The sequence below is a fragment of the Vibrio mediterranei genome (assembly GCF_900088415.1).
Taxonomy (GTDB): Bacteria; Pseudomonadota; Gammaproteobacteria; order Enterobacterales; family Vibrionaceae; genus Vibrio; species Vibrio mediterranei.
Genome location: NZ_FLLQ01000004.1, coordinates 376605 through 393831, shown reverse-complemented (window position 1 = coordinate 393831; position 17227 = coordinate 376605). Strand labels below are relative to the sequence as shown.

Below are 17227 nucleotides of genomic sequence, written 5' to 3'. Positions count from 1 at the left end.
TTTTTTAATGGTGCTCGCTAGTTAAACGGCGATTAACCTTTTAGGCGAGTTGTTTTACTCGACTTGTTTTTGATCGCTCGCATCAGACGTAATCTGCGCTCTGCAGAGCCTTGCTCGCTAGCATTATTAGTACGACCTTGGCGGTCTTTGTAAGCTGGTTTAGTGTGCATTTTCTGTAGCAAAGCATCACGGTTTGCTGGCTCGTAACCTGCAAGTTGGATACGTTTAATGCGGTGTTGAATTAGGTTCTCGATCTGAACCAGAGTAAGTTCTTCTTCACGGCTAACGAAAGAGACAGCATGACCTTGCTGACCTGCGCGGCCAGTACGACCAATTCGGTGTACGTAGTCTTCAGCTAGGAATGGCATGTCATAGTTTACAACGTGCGGAAGACCTTGAATGTCTAAACCACGAGCCGCAACTTCTGTTGCCACCATGACACGAGCCTTACCTGTTTTAAATTCTTCCAGAGCGCGACGACGAGAGCTTTGTGCTTTATCTCCATGGCAAAGCACCGCTTTAATACCATCAAGTTTGAGCTCTTTTACCACTTCATTGGCGGTCTCTTTGTAATTCACGAAAACCAAAACCTGTTGCCAGTTTTTGCGACCAATCAGCTCTGACAGTAGTTCAAGCTTACGATCTTCATCTACGGGATAAACTACGTGCGCAACAGTATCTGCGGTTGAGTTCTCTGCGTTGACAATAACGCGTTTAGGCTTACGCAATAGATCTTGTGCTAGGGCGTTCATCTGAGGTGATGATGTCGCGGAAAACAGCATGGTTTGAGGTTGGCTGTTAACGCTGCTCATGATAGTGCGAATTGCACTAATGAAGCCCATATCAAGCATTCGGTCCGCTTCATCGAAGACTAGGAACTCAAGATTAGAAAGCTTAACGTTACCAAGCTCCAAATGCTCGATAAGACGACCCGGAGTTGCAACCAGAATGTCGACACCAGCTTCAAGTTTGCGTTCTTGAGACGACATTTTCGCACCACCAAACACGGCGGCAACTGACACGTCGACGTATTGAGTGTAGCTTTCGATGTTATTAGCGATTTGATCCACTAATTCACGAGTTGGCGCCAGAATAAGTGCACGTACCGCTCCACGAGTGCGAGCCTTTGGAGTATCAACAATCTGTTGAATAATTGGCAAAGAGAAAGCGGCTGTTTTACCTGTGCCGGTTTGAGCGTGTGCCAGAATATCGTGTCCACGACGAGCATGTGGAATCGCTTGTTGTTGAACTGGAGTGAGTTTTTCATAACCACACTCGGTCAGTGCTTGCACGATCTCGGATGAAAAACCTTGTGATAAAAATGACATTCGTTGTTCCTAAAAGCAGATGGCGGTATTTGGTGTTTCTCGTTAACCAATCAACAAAATGATTGTTGACCAAAAATACGGTCGGTGATTATAGAAGAATAATTGCTGCCTGTGGTGACTAATTTTGGTTGTTTGAGTAGAAATTGTACAGTTATTAGGCTAACAATCTGAAAATTATTGCGATATGACGGCAGTCAATCCGAATTTGGGTGGGGTTTTTATCGTTAAAAGGTAAGCCTCCCTCTTTGTGAGAGGAAGGCTTTGAGTTGCAAGAACTCAGCTTAAAATGAGATATTGAAATTATGTTGTACGGTTAACCCGAGTAGATGAGAACGTTCTGACACTAAATCTCGCTTTTCATTTTCTAGACGTTTGCGCTCATCATGATTTTCGCTTGGTGTCGTTCTTAACTTGTCTTCGATAGTACGTAACTCGGTTTCAATCTGTTTAAGGCGCTGGTCGCGTTGTCTAGCTTGTTTGCCCAACTCATAGTTTTTGAGAAAAGACTCGCCCGGACATACATAGTAGTACTGCTGTCCCTCATAACCCACCTTGTAACCATTATCTGGTGAGCAGTACAGCCCCGTCCCTACTTTGAATCCCTTTGACCATTGTTCTCTATCGGGAAAAACAGCGGCTTCGCTACAATCACTGATATAGCTATCAATCATTTTAGGGCTATTACCGTTAAGTCCATCGCTATAACCAACTTGATACCAGTCAGCGTTGTTACACTCTTCAATAGACATACTGGAACAGCCAGAAAGCGTGATAGCTAGTGCAGCGACAAGCCATTTGATGTGTAAACTTTTTAGTCCGATATACATATAAAATCCAAAACAGTGAAAAATAAAAAGAGTGCTAAAGAGTCGAAAGCTACTTAGTCAACAATGCTCTTCGTCAAGCTTATTAAGTAACTATCCATTCATAGAGATTGGGTGAAGGTATTGGTTTATTTTGTTCTGTCTGTTTTAACGACGTCGACGATTCAAGGTAATGAACCAGCTAATTGCTGAACTAAAGAGTAATAGCCAGAATAGGGCAAGAAATCCAAAATTCTCTACAAGGACGCCCGATTGATCGACATAAGAATCGCTCATAAGAAAGATAGCTAAGCAGAGGTTTGCCAAGCCAAATAGAATGAAAGTTAACCTATATTTTTTACAGTTCATTACCTAGCATCCTTGCCGTCACTCCAACTTTTATAGCGAGCAATATCACCAACTCTTATTCTATCACCTAGGGTAATTTTCGATCTGTAACCGAATGTACTAGCGGTGTCATGAAACGTAGTTGGCTTTCGTGTGTGTAGGAGTCCAAGAGTTGGTTTGCCAGTGCCTCAGCGAATAGCATTGGGGCGTTGAGCTTTCAGTAATGTCTTATTTGTCACTAGAAGATAGGGTGGGAAGTCATACAAACAGGTACGATAGAAATCTCGGTATGGTGTACAAAATGTATGAACGACCTCCTCTCATTGTGCAGATATACCTTTGATGTGATTAATGCGCAAAGCACATCTGCTGGCGCTTCTTGTTCCAAGACTTTTCGTGGAAAAAGTACGCGATGGTATTAATCGTTGGCTCTAATGTTGCCATGATACCACCCGCCAACACATCACCCGTTAACAAATAAACGACACCAAACGCCACACTAAAGTGTACGGTCGCAAATGAAGCGGTCTTAATGGTTTCATTATTTCTCAAAGCTTGAAGGCGTTGGTTTTTGTCCCAAACACGTTCGTGAAAGTAAAACGCAACGGTATTTACGGCTGGTTCAATCATTGCAATCATACTCGCGATTAAGATTTCGCCAGTTAGCGCATATGCAACCGTAAATGCAATAGTAAAATGGATAGCGGCAAATCGAATCGTCTTAATCATGGGATGTATCACTCAGTTCAAATCTTATGGGTCCATTATGATGAACTGGTAATGAGAATTAAAATCAATTAAATCTCTTCTATTGATAGGTAATATCTATGTTTTGTTGTTGGAGTTATTTTAAGCAGATGCACTGCTAGTGCACCTAAGGAAGAAAAACTACCGCATACTGAAGCGACATTGACCTTAGTACTATTCTTGTGCTGAAGCAGGGTAAATGTATGAAGGAGCGTTAGATATCTTCTGATGTACAAGCACTGGCGCTCCTTCATTTCACGTTTTGTAGATTCATGCTCTAGTAGATAGTCAAGCTGCGATAGATCTCTTTTCGATTAAACGAAAACCGAGCTCATTCCTTTCTACTTCTCCGGCAGCGATTGCTTTACTCATATAGCTTCCGACGGTGTTTCGCGACATATTAAGTAATGAAGCAAGAGTAAGAATATTTAATGGGATAGACCCATCGTAGGTCGCTGCACTGATTGCTTCCATTGCCAAACGAATCTTCAAATCGGTATTTTTTTCGCCGCGTAGGCGAAATAATGTCAAGCAAAAGCGCTGTTTTTTTGCCAACGAGAAGTTGATCATTTTTGAAAAACTACAGCAAGAATCCATCAATTCTTTGACATCCTCAAAGGGTAACAGCAGCACGGTACTGTCGGTCACGGCTTGTATATCAGACTGAGCACCCTCACCCAAAATCAATGGTACATCATTGATAAGGATACCGGGGGTAATTAGGTCGTACTTCAAGTTAGTGCCTTCATCGATAGTGGGGTAAAAACCTAATACGCCCTGTAAAGGGATAACGATATCGCTCACACTTTGATATTGGAAGAACAGAAATTTACCCTTGGGAATGGTGACAACTGCTCCACGTCGGATAAGTTGACCTGCAAGTTCGTCGCTAGCGCGGTATATCTCTTTAAGTATCTTCTGGACTGACATTTTAAGCCTCTCAAGAAAGGGACAAGCGCTATTCCTTAGCTTCTTGGGGGTTGTATGTCTGTGATTATAAGAGGGCCAAGGCGGTGAATAAATAAGCCGCTGGTTATATAAAACATAAACGCCGTTTATATTGTTCAACCTTTTCGATAACGAGGAAGTTTGACCAATTGCCTGCGTCGCTTTTCGTTACAAGCTATTACCATGCACTCATAGTGCACCTTTGGATTGCTGGTTTGACTATGATTTGCGCCATCCGAATCTGTGAGTTGCAAACGATGAACAAAAACCTTTTAGCAGTCGCAATGGCTGTAACCTTCTCTTCGTCCACATTTGCTGGCGGTATCTTACTTCACGAAGTAGCTACCTTTGATAGTGTTTCTTCTGCTGGTGTAGGGAACTCATCTAATCGTACTGATGCAAGTGCCGTGATTACTAGCCCTGCTGGTCTAACGGCGATAGATGACAATAGTTTTTCTATTGGCGTTCAGTACTTAAACGCAAAGACTGAGCACAGTGGTACTGGGGTTTCTGTTGACAAGTCAACGACAGGTGAGTCGAATGCTTTTATTCCAAGTCTTGCTTATGCACAGAGAATCAATGACAGTTGGGTTATCGGGGCATCTTTACATGGTGAAGGTGGTTTGAGTATGGACTATAGCGGTGGTCTTGTAGGACCTAATGGTGGTCTTCCAAAAACACTGTCTGATGAAGCGTTAAATTTGCAGTTAGCCGCTGGATTCCAGGCAAGCGACAATCTGTCTCTTGGCGGAGCTTTGATCGTTCAGCATTTAATGACGTCGTTTGAGCTTGGTGGTGATTCTAGGCTTGATGGAGATGGCAGTTCTACGGCGGCAAGCTTTATGCTATCAGCTATGTATGACGTGTCAGACTCTACTTTTCTATCTGCCAACTATAAACACAAAGTAAAGCATAACTCTGGTGATATCGATGTGTCGTTTGATGGCAACCAGTTTACGTCAATTGAGCGAAATGCTTCTTGGCCAGCTCAACTTGATTTTGGCCTTCAGCACAAAATCTCAGATGAGTTAACTTTCAAAGCCATGACGGGTGTTGAATTTTGGTCACAGTTTGATGATGCTGCAAACAACGTTTATAGCTTAGGTACAGCGCTCGCGTATTCTCAAAATGATTGGACCTACCAAGGTGGTATCCGTTACGACTCGAAAATGTATGACACTGACAAAATGACCCCTGCGCTTCCTATTGGAGCAAACTGGTCGTTAGGTCTTGGCGCAGAAAAAGAGCGTTCAAATGGTCATCGAATCGGTATCGCATACCAATACCGCAATATGGGTACTCAAGACGTCACCTACACTGGCCCTACAGACACAATTCCTTATTTTACTGGCAGTGTGGATACTAACCGTATTCATGTTCTAAGTATCAGCTACGCCTACTAACTTAGTGAGCTAACCGTAAATTGGCCTCTCACCGTTGTGAGGGGCATTTTTGTTTTTAATGAGAAATAAAGCGTTATGAAAAAGAATGGTCTGTTTTCATCGGTTGTCAGAGCTTTTGGCTTTGTTACCGTTGTTGGATTATTGGTAGTGACAGGAGTCTCAGCCAAAGAGAAACATCATGAAGATCCAACCAAGATCGTTACCAAAGTAGGTGCTGGCTATTCAGACTCTGCGTTTGTGTCTGGTTCGATTGGCCTTGATGAAGCGAGGATGATCAACGCTCGATACAATGAGACTGGAGAGTGGCGCTTGGGTGGCTCATGGCTATTTGATTTGGGAATCTTAAACTTCAACTTTAGCCGTACTGATTATGAAAATGATAGCTATCGCAACAACTACAGTATTGGCACCTACATCCCTCTAAGTTACTTTGACATCTCTCCGGCAGGATGGATGCTATTTCCCATGGCGGGCTACAGCTACAACGATGGAAAAATGGCAATGCCTTCAGAAGAGGTGGATAACGAATACGTACTGATGCGAAGCCAAAGTCACGGCGGTTATTTGGGAATGTTTGGTATTCGTCCAATTGATGACTCGGATTGGAGCGTACTCGGGTTTGCTGGTGGCTCGATAGGCTCGGATAATTACCGCGGTTACTGGGGCGGACTTGGCCTTAGTTATAAGATAAACAAAAATGCATCGTTTAACTTCTTTGGAATGCTCTCGGAGGACGACTACGGGACCAATAATAAACTGGCAGGATCGGTGAGTTACGAGTTTTAATGAAGTAAAGGCTTTAAGTAAGCGAAAGTAAAAACGGCGGCTATCATTGATAGCCGCCGCGTCGTTTACTCCTCAATAAACTTGTGCTTTATCTGACTCTCTCTTTCCTGCGGTTTGAACTGATTAAACCTAGGTAAGAACTTGTCCCAATCGATCACATGACTGTTGATCTCTGGGCCATCGATACAAGCATGTTTACGAATCAATTTTCCATCTTCCATTACTGGGACCATACACGCACCGCACATCCCGGTTGCGTCTACCATGATAGAGTTAAGGCTCGCCACGCACTCCACTTTGTACTCCAAAGTTAAGTCGCTTACAGCTCTCATCATAAGCGGTGGACCTATAGTAATTACTTCTGCGATAGGTTCGCCTTGTCCGGCTTGATGTTCATCTAGGCGGTCTTTTAGAGGGGTAGTGACAAACCCTTCTACACCGAAGCTGCCGTCATTACTGGTATAGATGACTTCCAGTAAATCAGGATAGAGCGCTTTGAGTGTTTCGACTTTATCGCCTTGCTCAGTCCAGAATGCTTGAGGTGCGCCTCTAAAACCGGAAATCAAAGTGACTTTGTTACCAATTTCGAGATGTGCGCGCATAATAGGATGAACAGCCGGAAGACCCACACCACCTGCGGTGAAGTAGACTCTGTGATTATCTTGGTGCACAACGACTTTACTTGCTTGACCTAGTGGCCCCGCAATCGCTTCAAAGACATCGCCTTCCTGCATCCGGTTGATAAGTTTAGAGCTGCTTCCTAGCCCCTGAATCACTAATTCAATCGTCCCTTTTTCAACATCCCAATCAGCGAGTGTCAGTGGAATTAACTCGCCTTTTTCATCGGCAAGAACTCGTACAAACTGACCGGGTTTTGCGGAACGGGCGATGAGTGGGGCGGTAATGGTAAATTCGACAATCTCATCCGTAAGTTGACGGCGTTTGACGATTTTGGCTGGCATTTGCCCAAGTTCAGTGTAATTGCTTGCCTGCGCGACTAACCCTTCGACTTCTTTTAAATTGAAGTCTAGCGTACTCATGATTTCACGAGCGGCTGCTTGCCCATCACCTGCCGCTTTAATGGCTGTTGAGCCACCACGAGTCGCATCACCACCGCTATAAACACCAGCAAGCGAGGTTTCCTGCGAGCCTTTATTAAGCAGCAGGGTACCCCATTTTGAGGTGTTAAGATCTGGGTTGGCGTCTTTCATTATAGGGTTAGAGCTATTACCCAGAGCCATGATGGCGAAATCGACCTTCATTAGCTCCGTTTCCCCTGTTGACTGCGGTCTGCGACGGCCTGAGGCATCGGGCTCACCTAGTGCCATCACGTCTAAATCGGCAGTCGCCAGTACATGGTTTTTGTCTCCATTAAACTGACAAGGAGAGCGTAGTTCTTTGAGCATAATGCCTTCTTCTAACGCATGATGTAGCTCTTCCACACGAGCAGGCATCTCTTGTTGAGTTCGACGATAGACAATAGTCACGTTAGCGCCAAGGCGACGAGCGGTTCGCGCGGCGTCCATTGCGGTATTACCACCACCGATGATCATCACCTCTTTATTGTCCATCTCTGGCATAGGTGTCTCATAGTCAGGGAGGTTGGCGTGCATCAGGTTGACGCGAGTTAAGAACTCATTCGCTGACATGATATTAAGTAGATGTTCACCCGGAACGTTCATGAAGCGCGGTAGTCCAGCCCCAGTGCCGACAAACACTCTCACAAAACCTGCGCGTTTGAGGTCCGCTAGGGTGGCAGTTTTACCAACGATGTAGTTAGTGACAAAGCGGCCTCCGAGCGCTTTGATTTTTTCTACCACGTCATCCACCAATTGGTTCGGTAGACGGAACTCAGGGATACCATAACGTAACACGCCACCTAGGACATGGAATGCTTCAAATACTGTCACGGGGTAACCAGCTTTGGCCAGTAGGTATGCATTGATTAACCCAGAAGGCCCTGAACCTACAATAGCCACTGGCGGTTTGCTAGCGGCAACCCAAGGGTTACACGCCACAGGTTTCGGCGGCTCACCATTAGAAAGCTCGCGCTCCCGTTGTGGTAAGAACCACTCCAACTGACCGATCTCAATCGGTCTATCGTTGTGAGTACATACACCTTGGCATTGAAGCTCTTGTGGGCAAACTCGACCCGTGACATTTGGCAGAGGGTTGGCGTCTCGTATTAGCTCAAATGCCGCCTTAAAACGGCCTTCGCCCATCAAGTTCAACACTTCTGGTATGTGGATCTTAACCGGACATCCTCCATCGGCTTCTTCCGCAAGATTGCCGTCGCGGTCGCACATTGGGACACCGACTTCACAAGGTTTGTCTTCGCATTGCTTATCGCGAAGCACTTCAAGCCACACAAACAGCTCTACTTCGCGCAGCGAATAACCCAGCCCCATGTAGCCAAGGTAGCCTTGGCTCACTAGATCGAAGTCTTTGCGGCGTTCTTCCGCAGGACGAACGTAAGGAGGAATATTATTGCTGCCCGGCCAACCTTTAGATAACCCTTTAAACATGGGATAACGTTCTGAAAGGTGCAGGTCTAAGCCTTTAACAAATGCCCGTTTTTGTTTCAGTGGAATTCGCCATAGATAACGCTGTAGTGCGGTACTAAGATTGTTGCCCGCGAGCAACAGATCCCATAGCTTAGTGGTGAACTCTGCCGATAGGTTACCGCGTTTCAGCGTGTCCTGGATTAGCTGTTGACTCTCTTCGATGATCATTTGCTGGAAGCGCTGTGGATTTTGATCCATGCGCTTTAGCATAAGCTCCCGTTGAGATTGAGTAAGTAAAGCGACCATAACTACACCTCCACCGAAGCAGGAGCGTTAAAGTGAATGATTTCAGCATCACACTCATCGGCGATTCGTGCGGCACGTTTCACTAACTCATCAGTGAGTGTCACTTTGGTCAATGAACCCGGAATGACTTGGCTAATCACTTTCGCTTCGCCATTCTCAACCACGGTTGTTTTCTCAAACAGTTCACTCAGTTGTTGGTAGCAGGTCTTGCAATCGGTACACAGACATTTTTCGTCCTCATTGATCGCGACAAGAGGTTGCAATTGTCCATCGGCTTTCGCAGGTGCGTCAGTGGTGTCGATTTGTGTCACAGGGATGCTACTGGTTGGTGTTGCAACCATAGCAAGTTCTGCTAGTCCGTTTGCGATGGACTCAATAGTTTGTTCATTGTTGTCCAAGGCTTGTTGATATCGCAGTTTCCACTCTTCGATTTGCTGCTGATAACCTTGCTCGATCTGCGCTATATGCTGTCCACTTAATGTTTGTAGCATGTGCCAGTTGCGAAGACGCTCTTCACTCAGTGCCACTAACGACGGTGAAACAGAGAGCTGCACCAAATGTTGCTGTTTATCGGTGGACCAGATAAACGGTACTTTATTTGCGCGTTCTTGAGCGCTTAGCTTGAGATAATCAGCGAGCTCTACGGTGTTGTCGTTATCGCTGACTAGCGCAAAGTGTTTCTTGAATCGACCCTCATACAACGCGAAGTCTGCGGCGGTAAATGGCACTTGTTTAAGTTGGGTCATGCCATCGTTATCTAGGTAGCTGATGGTATGTGTTGCCCAGTCCTGATCCAGTTCAGGGTTACCTTCAATAGAGAAACGCTCTGCTAAAGTCTCACCTTTACGTGGGTCGTGAACAAATACTGGACTCATGCGGCTCTCTACGGCTAAGCGAGAGTGTCGCGTGCTAGCATCATCGGCGATACCGTGCTCACCCATACAAGGGGTATAAACATCAAACAGTGCTGGTGCATCTTGATAATTCAAGTACTCCATCAAGTTCGACATAAAGTGACCTTGTAATGCCGTTGAGGTCTGTACCACCATGACTTTCGGATGGAAGGTAGCAATAATTCCTAGCTCTTTACGTGCTTCTTCTTTACCGCTATGAGCACTGCCGAAACGGCTGAGGTCGGAATCTTGCGCGGTGAAACTTGCTGTGGACGCTTGTCCACCAGTATTAGAGTAGCTCCCCGTATTCAACACAAAGATCTTAATCGGTGTACTGGTAGTTAACAGTCTAGAAAGCGCACCAAAACCAATATCATAGGTTGCGCCGTCTCCACCGATGCTGAATACCGTTGGCATCAGTGCCAGTTCTTGATCGGACAACTGACTCCACTCAAGGTAACGAAGCTGACGATCGTGAATCTCTTCATCGTACATATCTTCTAATTCGAGTTTTGCGGTGCGCAGTGCTCTGAACTGTTCAAGCTGATTGGCGGCTTCACCTTCAAACAAGCCTTTCGCGACTGCTGGGGTGTCTTGGAACAAGCTGTTTACCCAAGGGTCGTTGTATGGGTTTGCAGGGAAGGTAGAGGCATAGACGCTACTACAGCCTGTGGCGTTAGCGATAAGTGCATCAGAAGGGCCATTTCCAGTTGGGCCATGTTCGAATAGGAACAAGCGTTTTTCTAGCGTTTCAATAGTGCGAACTAAACGCTGGGTTCTGGTATTTTCACTGTCTTGTCCAACGATCATATCCAACTTGTCTTCAAGTTGCTCAATCATAGACTCAAGAGTCTGTATATGAGCTTGATAGCGTTGTTGTTGCAGTGCTCGGTTGATGGAGGTGACGAGTCTTAAGGCTGTGACCTCACCACAACCGCGACATGCGCCGTGGCCAGAACTCATTGCATAGTAGTTGCTGCGGTCGAGTAGCAAACGTTTTGACTCTGAGGCATCTTTCACACCTTGTTCAACAAAACGAGTAGGCGTATTTGGCATATTCGCAAGCGTGTTGAACAGTTCGTGCATTTGCTGGTTCATTTCGGTGGTTTGACGAACTTTTTCTAACGCATTCGGGCCGCAAACGTCGACACATTCCATACAGCCGCTACATTTGCTTGGGTCGATAGCCACAGAGAACAAACCGCCACTTCCTGGTACCGCTTTTTCCATCGCATCAAAGAATGGCTTGGTGCGGCTTACTGGTAAGGATTCTAATGCCACGCATAGCGCTGCCATTTGCAAGGCGATAGGCTCTTCAAAGGTCATGGAATCCACAACTTTTGAGACGACTTGATGCAGTGGCTGTGATTCCCCTTTTGCCGAGCTGCGATAGTGGTGGCGCACTGCGTCCAGAATTGGCGGCATTTTCGCTTTCAAACTGTCGCGTTGTACAGGTGGAATATTCAGTTTGTCTATAGCTATATAGGCAATATCGTGCAGCTCATGCACTGCGTTAGGAATAGCGCCATCTGGGCAAGCAATAGTACATTCCATACAGCCAGTACACTTGTCTGCATCAAATTTAGGCACGTTAAGTCTAAAGAGTCCTTTATCTTTAGTGATGGCACTGGCAGGAGGTAAGAACATGCCAGAACCCGGGATAACAGGAGCTTCGCCAATGGAGCCATCAACGTAGCGTTTGCCTGCGATATTATTGAAATAAGAAGGATCAAATAGTCCGCAGCTGGCTTGCGCTGGTTTTTGGGTTTCGGTTTGCGCTAGCGTTTCACTGGTTTCGACATTGTCGTTAAATGCACTGTAATTGACATGCTGTGTGGCGTGCATGCCTTCACGAATCACTGCCATGTTACTGGCAACGACTTTCTCGCCTTTTGAACCAAATTTCTTGGCGATTTGTTGGGTAATACGCTCTAACATCGCTGACTCATCAGCACCTTGGGTAACTTGTTTTGCATGTCCACACAAGGCTCCGATAAAGGCGATACCCATCATACGGATTTCTAAATCAGCTGATGGCGCTTGCTCACGCGCTACCTTGAACGCATCAACAATGTAGAAGTTGATGTTGTTGTCACGAATGAACTGACGAGCACTCGCAGGGATCTCTTGCCAAACTTGCTCTGGTTCGTGATGAGTTTGCAAAATGAAGGTGCCGTTTTTACTAAGACCCGCCAGTGGATTGGTGTGCATAAACACTTTATGGTCGGGTGAAAGAACGACTTCGACCTGTTGTAGTTCGGCATTGGTGATTTTGATAGGTTCTGGAGAAAGAGTAATAAAGAAGTTGGTTGGTGCGCCACTTTTCTCAGAACCATATTTCGGCATGGACTTCGAGTGCAATCCTAATGCACCAGAAAGAATGTCCGTCAGTAGCTTACCGGTGGCGATGGTGCCGTATCCACCGACAGAGTGGAAGCGTACACGCATTGCCGATTCAGGTAACAGGTTAGGGTTTTCGCCTGTTTCTAAAGCCATCAGCTCAGTATCTGGATAAGCAGAGCGTAATCGATCTTGAATCTGTTTCAGTTCGCCAGTTGCCTGTTTGTCGAAGAACTGGCTGCCTAGGTAGAAGAATGGCTTAATGTTCTCTGAGCGCATGTTATCAAAAGCAGCGATCAAGTGCTTAGGTTGCAGGTCGTGACCACCAAGTCCGAAGATACCAGTATTGATCATTGGTATGTGCGTCAGTGCTTTGATGCCATTGTGACGAGGGTAATGGGCATTTTCTTGCGCTTTAAATAGCGCTCTAGAGATGCGCGCAGTTAAGCGTGTTTCGTCGCAACGCTCTAGCACTGTTACCGCAGTTTTTCCCGCAAGTTTCTCGACGATTTGCGCTTCAGGGAATGGATGCAATTGTTTGATGGAGATGACGCCGACTTTTTGACCTTGTTCTCTGAGGTGTAAAGCAACGGCTTCAGCATCATCCGTGACCGAGCCTAAACCGACAATGACGTATTCTGCGTCATCACATAGATAATCCATGACCGGTTCATAGGTGCGACCCGTTAGCTCGCCATATTCACGCATGGCTTGCTCGATAAACTGTGGAACATCACTTAGGAAGTGGCTGCGATGGTCGACGATACCCGCTTGGTAGTCTGGCTGATTTTGGACACCACCCGTTAATCCTGGGTTATGCGGATCCATCAGTGCTGGTACACGTTGACGCGTATCTTTTTCATAGGCATTAAGCCAAGCACGTTGCCATTTTTTCAATAGTGCTTCGGGTAGGTAAGCGTTGGTGGATTCAATCCATTCGCCCTGAGCGTCTTTTTCTATCGCTGCTTCATTAGCTGTGATATAGCCTCTTAAGTCGGCTAATCTTTCAGGCCAAAATTGGTCTTGGTATTTGTCGATAAATTGATTGAGTTGCCAGACGCGGCCTTTGGCACCATATAGCATTCTCTGAGCTTCTGTTGGTGCGAGAATTCGATCGGTTGGGTCACCGAGATATTGTTTAAGTAATTCTGGCTCAGGTAGTTGAACTTCACTTTGAATATGGCTCGTTGCGAAGCCATCCATGGTATTGGCGACAGGAATTAGTGACAAGGCACTGACGCGATACGAAATGGCAGCAAGGTCGGCCGCTTCTTGGGCATTACTTGCAAATAAAGTGGTGTATCCAGCAGATAACAGAGCGTAGACGTCATCATGTCCCGCCATTACATTCAGTGAATGACGAGAAACTGAACGCGCCGCGACATGAAGCACAAAACCTGCAGCCTTCTTACCGACGGTCACATAGTGCGATTCAAGCCCGTATAAAATCCCTTGGCTTGATGAAGCGTTGGAAATGTACTTGCCCCCTGTCAGCGCGGCGCCTAATGCGCCACTTTGCGCAGAATGCTCACCTTCAGGTTCGAAGAAGAATGGGTGTTGCCCCCAAACATTGCAGCCGCCTTGAGCTCTAAAGGCTTCATACAGTTCGGAAATCTCAGTAGAAGGGGTAATTGGGTATCCTATCACTCCACCGCAAACGTAATCCATAACATGTGCGACAGCGCCATTGCCGTGGATTACAGTAGTCAGGCCGGGATAGGATGGGGTGTTGTGGTGCGCATTGCTCCCTTGGGTCATCGTAGACATAAGAGGTTGCTCCTTGGTATATGGTTTTATTATTAGTTCGACTTCCTTAATGCGTCGATTCTTTACTCCTCACCAAATACTTCATGGCTAATTGCCAGCTTGCACCTTATCATTCAGAGCATTTGGTGATGAACCACATAAACCTAGTGATCGCTCTCGAGATGACCATCTGATGCTTATGCGTTAAATACTACACCAGTTGCAAAGACAACTTTGCTCGTATGTTCACAAAATCAACACAATTTATGTGGTTATAGGGGGTGGGATAGAAGAGAGGTCGGTGAGCCTTATCAGGTGATGTTCAGAAAAAGAAAATTTCAGAATTACATGTGGTTAGTTTAGCTATAACCTATTGAAAAAGATGTGGTTTAATTAGTTCAGTTCAAGTTAGTATCTTTGATTTTAAAAAATGCTACTTAAATAAATATTCAATGGTCTATTTTAATATGCCTACAGTGTAATATAGGAGTAGTCTTATTATTATCTATAGTAGTGCCAATTAATAAATTTAAAGGCATAAATATTAACTGTCTGATATCTATAATTATATTTTAAATGAATGTGAATAATTTCCGATCATGTTCAAATAATCATGTAAAAATTAGTAAACTGGATTTTATTAATAGTTAGGTTAGGATAATATTGTTCACTAATTAAGACAGAGATGTCTTTTATTTATCAACCTGATTAGAATAACTTGTTGTAATAATGGTAAAAAAGATTTTTTCACCGTTGTGGGTGTTAGCGCTTTCTGTTGCTTTCCTGTTTTCCCACAGCGCTCGCAGTGAAGCGGAGATTAGTCCAACATCGGCTAAAGGCATATACAACAGCGCTAAGCTGTACGGGATCGTCGACTTTCAGTTGTTTAAAGATGCCTATAATGCATATGAAAGTACTACCAATCGCAGTAAATCACTATTAACTATTATTGATTATTCGAAGCCCTCTACAGAAAAACGCTTTTATGTCATAGATATGGCGAAAAAGTCTTTGGTTTTTAATACGTATGTAGCTCATGGTGTTAATAGTGGTAAAAAGACGGCGACTAAGTTTTCAAATATTATAAATTCTCGCAAGACATCACTGGGGACATTTTTAACGGACACGACTTATTACGGCTCTAATGGTTATTCACTAAGATTGGATGGACTAACAAAAGGCGTTAATGATAATGCTCGTGACCGATATATTGTTGTTCATGGAGCAGATTACGCTAACGAATCTTTCATGAAGAAAAACGGCTATCTTGGTCGTAGTTGGGGTTGCCCAGCCTTGCCGGAAAAGCTGTCTAAAGAAATTATTGATACGATTAAAGGCGGCAGTGTTATTTACGCTAGCTCTTAATGAATAATTATCTGATTTTTAAATTAAAAAGCCCACTATGAATAGTGGGCTTTTTGCTGTCTAGTTAAGCGTTTTGCTTTGGTTTACTAGCATGAGGTTTGCTTGGTCTAGGCTTACGCTTCTTGTTCGCACCGTTGTTTGCATTATTCGTATTGTTACGATGATTAGCGTTACCTGACTCACCGTCGCTATTACGCTTAGTATTGAACTTTCTTGGTTTACGAGGCTTTTCAGAACGAGGCTTATCTGCACGACCATGTCCGGATGCAGTCGATTTCTCTTGGCCTTCTTGCTTAGGCTTTTTTGGTTTCTTCGGCTTCTTCGGTTTAATTGGGCGCGTGTCCAGTTTTGACTCAGGAACAGCGTTTACTGGTTTGAATCCCTCTAATTCGAAACGGTCGATGAGTTTACCGATCAGCCTTTCAATACCGAACAGCTCTTTTGCTTCATCAGCACATACTAAAGAGTACGCTTTACCAGTTTCACCAGCGCGGCCTGTACGACCAATTCGGTGGACGTAGTCTTCAGAGACATGAGGAAGATCGAAGTTCACCACTTGAGGTAGCTGTGGAATATCGAGTCCACGAGCCGCGATGTCAGTTGCCACTAGTACGCGAATTTGCCCAGTTTTAAAGTGCTCAAGTGCTTTCGTTCGCGCGCCTTGGCTCTTGTTACCATGAATCGCAAGCGCTGTGATTTTCTTACCTTCAAGGAAGCGGGCGAGACGGTTTGCGCCGTGTTTAGTCTTACAAAAGACTAAGACTTGTTTCCAGCTACCATCGTCTATTAGCTTGGCCAGCATAGCTGGTTTTTGCTTCTTATCTGCCACATATAAGCTCTGCTCTACGAGTTTTGTGGTTGAGTTTGGCGGTGTGACTGACACTTCAACAGGGTTATTCACCAACCCTTTAGCCAAATCACGAATCTCGTTGGAGAAAGTGGCTGAGAATAGTAGGTTTTGGCGATTTTTAGGTAGTAGATCGAGGATCTTCTTAATATCGCGGAAGAATCCCATATCTAACATACGGTCGGCTTCATCAAGTACGAGCACTTCAAGTTGAGAGAACTTAATGGCGTTTTGTTGGTAAAGATCAAGTAGACGACCTGGTGTAGCAACCATCACGTCACAGCCCTTACGCAGCTTAAGCATTTGTGGGTTGATCTTCACGCCACCGAACACGCACTGTGAGGTTAATGGAAGGTTAGTGCTGTATTTGAACACGCTCTCATGAACTTGTGCAGCAAGCTCACGCGTTGGGGTAAGGATAAGCGCGCGAATATGATTGCCTTTCACTCGCTGACCTGAGTTTAATCTTTCAAGTAACGGTAGCGCAAAGCCAGCGGTTTTACCTGTGCCGGTTTGTGCTGCAGCCATGACATCCTTGCCTTCGATAATTGCAGGAATGGCTTGCTCTTGAATTGGTGATGCCTTTTCGTAACCTAGATCTTGGATAGCACGAAGAATAGGAGTCGAAAGACCTAAAGATTCAAAACTCATAGTGGTACTCGTCGGTGGAGTGAGAAAAGTGGCAGTCATGGGATAGAGCAAATCTATCGTTATAAAAGGCCGTAAACCCAAGGATAGGGTAAGGCGCGCTATTCTGCGTGCTTTTGTGACGAACTTCAATACAATTCTCGTCGATTTGCGCTATTGAAATTTGTAGGTAAGGTGTTTATATTGTCGCCGCCTAACGGGCACACCCTAAAATG

11 protein-coding genes are annotated in these 17227 nt (G+C 45.1%); 3 read left to right on the top strand and 8 right to left on the bottom strand.

What is annotated here, in order from left to right; all coding sequences use genetic code 11:
- Nucleotides 1–32 precede the first annotated feature (32 nt).
- The 5 genes from VME0621_RS14230 to VME0621_RS14215 form a co-directional block, all read right to left on the bottom strand.
- Nucleotides 33–1328 carry a DEAD/DEAH box helicase gene (locus tag VME0621_RS14230; RefSeq protein WP_062463299.1) on the bottom strand — a complete coding sequence of 432 codons (1296 nt, stop codon included), beginning with the start codon at nt 1326–1328 and terminating at the stop codon, nt 33–35.
- 281 nt (nt 1329–1609) lie between these two features.
- Nucleotides 1610–2155, bottom strand: a complete 546-nt coding sequence (locus VME0621_RS14225) for a DUF2799 domain-containing protein (protein ID WP_062463302.1) — start codon at nt 2153–2155, stop codon at nt 1610–1612.
- Nucleotides 2156–2299: 144 nt separating this feature from the next.
- The gene (locus tag VME0621_RS27060; protein WP_081411551.1) at nt 2300–2500 is read right to left on the bottom strand and encodes a DUF3955 domain-containing protein; all 201 of its coding nucleotides are present in this window, start codon (nt 2498–2500) and stop codon (nt 2300–2302) included.
- A 327-nt stretch (nt 2501–2827) separates the two neighbouring features.
- Nucleotides 2828–3208, bottom strand: coding sequence for a DUF2061 domain-containing protein (locus VME0621_RS14220; protein ID WP_062463305.1), 381 nt, complete (start codon nt 3206–3208; stop codon nt 2828–2830).
- Between the two features lie 306 nt (nt 3209–3514).
- The gene (locus VME0621_RS14215) at nt 3515–4156 is read right to left on the bottom strand and encodes a Crp/Fnr family transcriptional regulator (RefSeq protein ID WP_006071350.1); all 642 of its coding nucleotides are present in this window, start codon (nt 4154–4156) and stop codon (nt 3515–3517) included.
- Between the two features lie 275 nt (nt 4157–4431).
- On the opposite strand from VME0621_RS14215, the gene VME0621_RS14210 reads away from it, so the two are divergent.
- Complete coding sequence (locus VME0621_RS14210; RefSeq protein ID WP_231892941.1) at nt 4432–5577, top strand: OmpP1/FadL family transporter; 1146 nt, start codon at nt 4432–4434, stop codon at nt 5575–5577.
- 75 nt (nt 5578–5652) lie between these two features.
- Nucleotides 5653–6363, top strand: a complete 711-nt coding sequence (locus VME0621_RS14205) for a ShlB/FhaC/HecB family protein (protein WP_006071348.1) — start codon at nt 5653–5655, stop codon at nt 6361–6363.
- 65 nt (nt 6364–6428) lie between these two features.
- Here the strand turns inward: VME0621_RS14205 and VME0621_RS14200 are convergent, their stop codons facing one another.
- Both VME0621_RS14200 and VME0621_RS14195 read right to left on the bottom strand, forming a co-directional pair.
- On the bottom strand, nt 6429–9173 hold the full coding sequence (locus VME0621_RS14200; protein ID WP_062463312.1) for a sulfide/dihydroorotate dehydrogenase-like FAD/NAD-binding protein: 2745 nt from the start codon (nt 9171–9173) through the stop codon (nt 6429–6431).
- Between the two features lie 2 nt (nt 9174–9175).
- Nucleotides 9176–14173: a 2-oxoacid:acceptor oxidoreductase family protein gene (locus tag VME0621_RS14195; RefSeq protein WP_062463315.1), complete on the bottom strand. Its 4998-nt coding sequence runs from the start codon at nt 14171–14173 to the stop codon at nt 9176–9178.
- Between the two features lie 708 nt (nt 14174–14881).
- On the opposite strand from VME0621_RS14195, the gene VME0621_RS14190 reads away from it, so the two are divergent.
- Nucleotides 14882–15517 carry a murein L,D-transpeptidase catalytic domain family protein gene (locus VME0621_RS14190; protein WP_038229911.1) on the top strand — a complete coding sequence of 212 codons (636 nt, stop codon included), beginning with the start codon at nt 14882–14884 and terminating at the stop codon, nt 15515–15517.
- 64 nt (nt 15518–15581) lie between these two features.
- On the opposite strand, the gene VME0621_RS14185 is transcribed toward VME0621_RS14190, so the two are convergent.
- Nucleotides 15582–17015 carry a DEAD/DEAH box helicase gene (locus VME0621_RS14185; protein ID WP_062463317.1) on the bottom strand — a complete coding sequence of 478 codons (1434 nt, stop codon included), beginning with the start codon at nt 17013–17015 and terminating at the stop codon, nt 15582–15584.
- Nucleotides 17016–17227: the final 212 nt, after the last annotated feature.